Here is a 5,297-nt window from a genome sequence, read left to right on the forward strand (position 1 = left end):
GGCGCGCAGCGGCGGCAGGCCTGCGCCCTGCGCCGCGGCGCGCAGCTCCGGCGAGCCGCCGATCGTGCCGATCGGCATGATCTCGATCGCCCGCAGCTCGCCCGCCAGCGTCGCGAAATCCACCTCGTGCGGCGCCACGTTCAGGTCGTCGAGGCCGAGCACCAGCGGCGCGAAGCGCAGGAAGCCCGGCGCCCGGCGGAACTGGTCGGCGATCGCGGGCACGATCACCTCCGCCCGCGGATCGAGCAGCCGCAGCACCAGCAGGTTGAAATTGGCCCCGCGCAGCCGGAAAGGTTCGAGGCGGGGATTGATCGCTGGCGCTGACATCTTCTGCGGTGACGGTCCTGGCTGGGTCACCCCCGGAGGGGCTGGGATTCGGGCGTCGTTCGGCCGGGCGGGGCGGCCGGGGCGGCATTCTGCCACCGCCCGGTCCTCCCATCGCCAGGAATTCTTCATTTATACAGAAACCGCGCCCCGGGGCGAAGGCGCAGGCCGCGCAAGACACAGGCATCGCACGTTTTTTGCGCCGCGTCGTGGGCGGCGGGCCACAACCCTCCGCCAGCAGGGCCGGGCGCGCGCGGCACGAAGGTTGCTTGGCATCCGGGTAAACCCTGGAGCCGTCCGATGCCGCAGCCGATCCGCCGCCGCCCCCTCCCCGCAAGGCTGCCCGGCGCCGCGCCGCGCGCATGATCACCCCCCCCGCCCCGCGCCTGCCCCCGCAAGGCCGCGTCACCCGCAGCGGCAACGCCACCTCCGGCCCGGAACTGGCCCGGCAGCGGCAGGCCGATTCCGCCGCCCTCCGCGCCGCACGGCCCGGCCGGCTCGACCTGCCCTACGCCGCCGCCCCGGAATGCCGCTTCGACCTGTTCCCCGCCGTCAGCCCAAGCGCGCCCTGCCTGCTGCTGCTGCATGGCGGCGGCTGGCGCGGCAGCCGCCAGGGCTTCTCGGCGGTGGCCGAGGGGCTGATGGCGCATGGCTGGTCGGCCGCCCTGCCCGGCCACTCCCCCGTGCCGGATTCCAGCCTGACCCGCGCCGTGCGCCAGTTGCACAAGGCGCTGGACTGGCTCGCCGCCCAGGGGCCGCTGCACGGAATCTCGGGGCCGGTGCTGCTCTGCGGCTGGGGCTCGGGCGCGCACCTGGCCGCCATGCTGCTCGGCCATCCGCGCGTCACCGCCGGCCTCGGCCTGTCCGGCCTCTATGACCTCGGCGGGATGGAGGAGGCGCTGGGCCTCACCCCGCTCGAGGTCGAGGTGCTCTCGCCCCAGCGCCTGCCGGTGGTGCGCAAGCCCTTCGCCATCGCCTTCGGCGAGGCCGAGCCCGGCCCCCTGCGCCAGCAATCCCGCGCCTTCCACGCGCTGCGCCAGGCGGATGGCGGCGCCGGCCCCCTGCTGCCCCTGCCCGGGCTGGACCACGAGGCGGTGCCCGAAGCCCTGCGCGCACCGGACGGGCTGCTCTGCCACACCGCACGGGTGTTGATCGAGGAAGCGACGCGAACGGCGTAAAAAAAGGCCAGGGGAATGAATTCCCCTGGACCCCTTCTTTTTTCTGTCAGCTGCCGGTCACGGCCGAGACCGGGTCGCTGCCCTTGCAGCATCCGCTCCGGCCCAGCGCCGCGTCCCGCCTCGCAACAGGACGGCGGCAGCCCGAAACTAACCTTTGGTGCCGGCTTCGGCGGATTTGCGCTCGATCAGCTCGATCTTGTAGCCGTCCGGATCCTCGACGAAGGCGATCACCGTGGTGCCGAACTTCACCGGGCCCGGCTCGCGGGTGATCTTGGCGCCGGCGGCGCGCAGCGCGTCGCAGGTGGCGTAGATGTCGGGCACGCCGATCGCCAGGTGGCCGAAGGCATTGCCCAGCTCGTACTTCTCGACGCCATAATTGTAGGTCAGCTCGATCACGCCGGCACCGGTGCTCTCCGGCGCATAGCCCACGAAGACCAGCGTGTACTTGCCGTCGGGCACGTCGTTGCGGCGCAGCTCCTTCATGCCCAGCAGGCGGGTGTAGAAGTCCACGCTGCGCTCCAGGTCGCCGACGCGGATCATGGTGTGCAGGAAGCTGCTCATGCGATGCTCTCCTCGTTCTGGGTCCACTCGGCGGCGGCGGGGTCGATGGCCAGCAGGAACAGCCCTGCCGCATCGGCCGCCGCCACGGTCTCCGCCCGGTCGATGACGATGGTGCCCTTGGCCTCGATGGCAAGGCCACGCAGCCCGGCCTCGGCCACGGCGCGGATCGTGTCCGGGCCGATGGTCGGCAGGTCGACGCGCCGGTCCTGGCCGGGCTTCAGGATCTTGACGAACACGCCGCCCGGCCCCTCGCGCCGCAGCGTGCCGGCGCGCGCCAGCATGGCGTCGGTGCCCTCGATCGCCTCGACCGCCAGCACCAGCCCCTGCTGCACCACGCAGCCCTGGCCGACATCGGCGGCCCCCATGCGGCGCAGCACGAAGACGCCGCGGCGGATGTCCTGCGCCGCCTGCTCGTCCGGCGCCACCAGGCCGAGCTGGCCCGGCGCCTGCACCAGCAGCTCGGCCAGCAGGGTCTGCGCGGCGAGCGGCCGGAACCCCTCCTCCACCAGCACCCGCAGCACGGCGTTCAGCAGGCTGTCATCGCCGCCGAAGGCCTTCATGCCGATGCGCGGCAGCAGCCGGGCGGCGCCGGCATCGGGGCGGAGCGAGAGGAAGCTCGGCCGCTTCACCTGGCCGGCCAGCACCAGGTCGCGGCAGCCGGCGGCGCGCAGCCAGTCCAGCATCCGCCCGGCGGCACCGAGGCGGCAGACAATGTGCGGATAGGCGGCGTAGTCGCGCGGGTCGCCGAAGCCCTCCAGCACCACCACATGCGGGCGGCGCCCGGCGGCGAGGGCGGCGGCGGCGGCGCGCTGCGGCATCAGCCCGCCGCCGACGATCATGCCGAGCGGCGGGGTCTCCATCGGCTCAGCCTTCGGCCTCATCATCCTCGACCAGCAGCTCGCGGCCGGCGCGGCACAACCCGCGATGGCTGTCGGCGCGGATGAAGGCGATGATCTCGGCCACCGCCGGGTCGGCGCCCAGCTCGGCCTCGGTGGTGTCCACCCGCTCCTGGAAATTGCCGGCGGTGCGGAACAGGCTGCGATAGGCGGCGCGCAGCTGGTGGATCTGCGGCCGCGGGAAGCCGCGGCGCTTCAGCCCGATCAGGTTCAGCCCGGTCAGCCGCGCCCGGTTGCCCATGACGGCGCCGAAGGGGATGATGTCGGCCTCGACACCGCTCATGCCGCCCACCACCACCTGGCGGCCGATGCGCACGAACTGGTGGATGGCCGCGCCGCCGCCCACGAACACCGTGTCGGCGATCTGCACATGGCCGCCGAGCATGACGTTGTTGGCCAGGATCACATGGTGGTCCAGCGTGCTGTCATGCCCGACATGGGCGTTGACCATCAGCAGGCAGTCGGCGCCGACCGTGGTCACGCCATGCCCGCCGACGCTGCCGCGATGCACCGTCGCATGCTCGCGGATCATGCTGCGGGCGCCGATCACCACGCGGGTCGGCTGGCCGCGATACTTCAGGTCCTGCGGCGCCAGGCCGATGGTCGCGAAGGGGCTGACCTGCACCTTCTCGCCGATCTCGGCATGGCCGTCGATGGTGACATGCGCCTCCAGCACCACGCCCTCGCCCAGCACCGCGTCGGCGCCGATGATGCAGTAGGGGCCGATGCGGCAGCCCGCGCCGATGCTGGCGCCGGCCGCGACGATGGCGGTCGGGTGGATCTCGGCGCTGGGGTGGATCTGGCGGGTGGCCAGCGGGGCGGTGTCGGTCACGCTCTCGGGCATCCGCTCAGCGGTCCATGATCATGGCGGCGTAGCTGGCCTCCGCCACGGCGACGCCATCGACCTTGGCCACCGCGTTGAACTTCCACACCGCGCCGCGCTGCCGCTCCTTGACGATATGGATGCGCAGCTGGTCGCCGGGGCCGACGGGGCGGCGGAACTTGGCGTTCTCGATGCTCATGAAATAGACGATCTTGCCATGCGCGCTGGGGCCCAGCGTCTCGACCACCAGCACGGCGGCGGTCTGCGCCATCGCCTCGATGATCAGCACGCCCGGCATCACCGGGTGCGAGGGGAAATGGCCCTGGAAGAAATTCTCGTTGATGGTGACGTTCTTGACGCCGGTGGCGCTCTCGCCCAGCACCATGTCCACCACGCGGTCGACCAGCAGGAAGGGGTAGCGGTGCGGGATCGCGCGCATCACGCGGGCGATGTCGCAGGAATCCATCTTCTGCGTCGGCGCCCCGTCGCTCGGGGGCTGTTCTTGCTGGTCCATGGCCGATCAGTCCGTTTCTGACGGGCGCCGCTGCGGCGCCCCAACCTGTTCCGCCGGCGCGGCGGCGGCGTTCCCCGGCCCCTTGCGGGCACCGATCCTGCGCAGATGCAGCGCCGCCCGCAGGGCGTCCTTCACCGGCATGGCGGGGGAGCCGGTGACATCCTGCCCGGCCGGCACATCCGCCTGCACCCCGGCCTGGGCGCCGATGCGCGCCTGGCTGCCGATATGGAGGTGGCCGGTGAGCCCCGCCTGCCCGGCGATGGTCACGTAGTCGCCCAGCCGGGTGGAGCCCGAGATGCCGACCTGCGCCACGATGACGCAGCCGCGACCGGTGACGACGTTGTGGCCGATCTGCACCAGATTGTCGAGCCGCGTGCCCCGGCCGATCACCGTGTCGCCCAGCGCGCCACGGTCGACGCAGCTGTTGGCGCCGATCTCCACCTCATCCTCCAGCAGCACGCGGCCGAGCTGCGGGATGGTGACGTAGCGCCCCTCCGGCGTGGGGGCGAAGCCGAACCCCTCCTGCCCGACCCGCGCGCCATGGTGCAGCGTCACCCGGTGCCCGGCGATGCAGCAGATCGCGCTGGCGTGGGCGTGGATGCGGGCATCCTCGCCAAACACGCAGCCCGGGCCGATCACCGCGTGCGGCCCGACATAGGCGCGGGCGCCGAGCACGGCGCCGGCGCCGATCACGGCGTGCGGGCCGATCTCGCTGCCCTCGCCGATCGTGGCATCGGGCGCGACCACGGCGGTCGGGTGGATGCCGGGCACCGGTGCGGGCGCCGGGTGGAACAGCCCGGCGACGCGGGCGAAGCCCAGATGCGGCGAGGCGACCGCGAGGGCGGCGCAGCCCTCCGGCACCTCGGCCGCGAATTCGGGCCGCAGCAGCACGGCGCCGGCGCGGCTCGCGCGCAGCGCAGGCAGATGCTTGCGGCCATCGAGGAAGGCGATCTGCGCCGGCCCCGCCTCGGCCAAGGGGGCGACGCCCTCGAACAGGCGCT

6 protein-coding genes and 1 pseudogene are annotated in these 5,297 nt (G+C 72.9%); 1 reads left to right on the forward strand and 6 read right to left on the reverse strand.

The genetic code is table 11. From position 1 onward, the window contains the following. Positions 1-327: pseudogene (locus HMPREF0731_RS04055) on the reverse strand (septum site-determining protein MinC); the annotation flags it as partial. 359 nt (positions 328-686) lie between these two features. Here HMPREF0731_RS04055 and HMPREF0731_RS04060 point away from each other — a divergent pair. Beyond that, entirely contained in the window at positions 687-1,502 is an 816-nt protein-coding gene (locus HMPREF0731_RS04060; RefSeq protein ID WP_007002756.1) for an alpha/beta hydrolase, read from the forward strand. Positions 1,503-1,649: 147 nt separating this feature from the next. On the opposite strand, the gene gloA is transcribed toward HMPREF0731_RS04060, so the two are convergent. The 5 genes from gloA to lpxD form a co-directional block, all read right to left on the reverse strand. Next, entirely contained in the window at positions 1,650-2,063 is a 414-nt protein-coding gene (gene gloA / locus HMPREF0731_RS04065) for a lactoylglutathione lyase (protein ID WP_007002757.1), read from the reverse strand. Further along, positions 2,060-2,923, reverse strand: coding sequence for an LpxI family protein (locus tag HMPREF0731_RS04070; protein ID WP_040611904.1), 864 nt, complete (start codon positions 2,921-2,923; stop codon positions 2,060-2,062). Before HMPREF0731_RS04070 ends, gloA begins: the two co-directional genes overlap by 4 nt. Before the next feature lie 4 nt (positions 2,924-2,927). Then, a complete protein-coding gene (gene lpxA / locus HMPREF0731_RS04075; protein ID WP_007002759.1) occupies positions 2,928-3,803 on the reverse strand; it encodes an acyl-ACP--UDP-N-acetylglucosamine O-acyltransferase in 876 nt (291 codons plus the stop codon). Between the two features lie 4 nt (positions 3,804-3,807). After that, positions 3,808-4,296 (reverse strand): 3-hydroxyacyl-ACP dehydratase FabZ, encoded by a 489-nt coding sequence (gene fabZ, locus HMPREF0731_RS04080; protein ID WP_007002760.1) that lies wholly within the window; start codon positions 4,294-4,296, stop codon positions 3,808-3,810. Positions 4,297-4,302: 6 nt separating this feature from the next. Then, a partial coding sequence (gene lpxD, locus HMPREF0731_RS04085) for a UDP-3-O-(3-hydroxymyristoyl)glucosamine N-acyltransferase (RefSeq protein WP_007002761.1) occupies positions 4,303-5,297 on the reverse strand: 995 nt, incomplete at its 5' end.

Origin of the sequence: Pseudoroseomonas cervicalis ATCC 49957, assembly GCF_000164635.1 — a bacterium.
GTDB lineage: Bacteria > Pseudomonadota > Alphaproteobacteria > Acetobacterales > Acetobacteraceae > Pseudoroseomonas > Pseudoroseomonas cervicalis.

Bases quoted from the DNA above. Each gene is read 5' to 3' on its own strand.
- HMPREF0731_RS04070 (WP_040611904.1), bottom strand. From the start codon at position 2,923: ATGGAGACCCCGCCGCTCGGCATGATCGTCGGCGGCGGGCTGATGCCG.
- HMPREF0731_RS04060 (WP_007002756.1), top strand. From the start codon at position 687: ATGATCACCCCCCCCGCCCCGCGCCTGCCCCCGCAAGGCCGCGTCACC.
- gloA (WP_007002757.1), bottom strand. From the start codon at position 2,063: ATGAGCAGCTTCCTGCACACCATGATCCGCGTCGGCGACCTGGAGCGC.
- lpxA (WP_007002759.1), bottom strand. From the start codon at position 3,803: ATGCCCGAGAGCGTGACCGACACCGCCCCGCTGGCCACCCGCCAGATC.
- fabZ (WP_007002760.1), bottom strand. From the start codon at position 4,296: ATGGACCAGCAAGAACAGCCCCCGAGCGACGGGGCGCCGACGCAGAAG.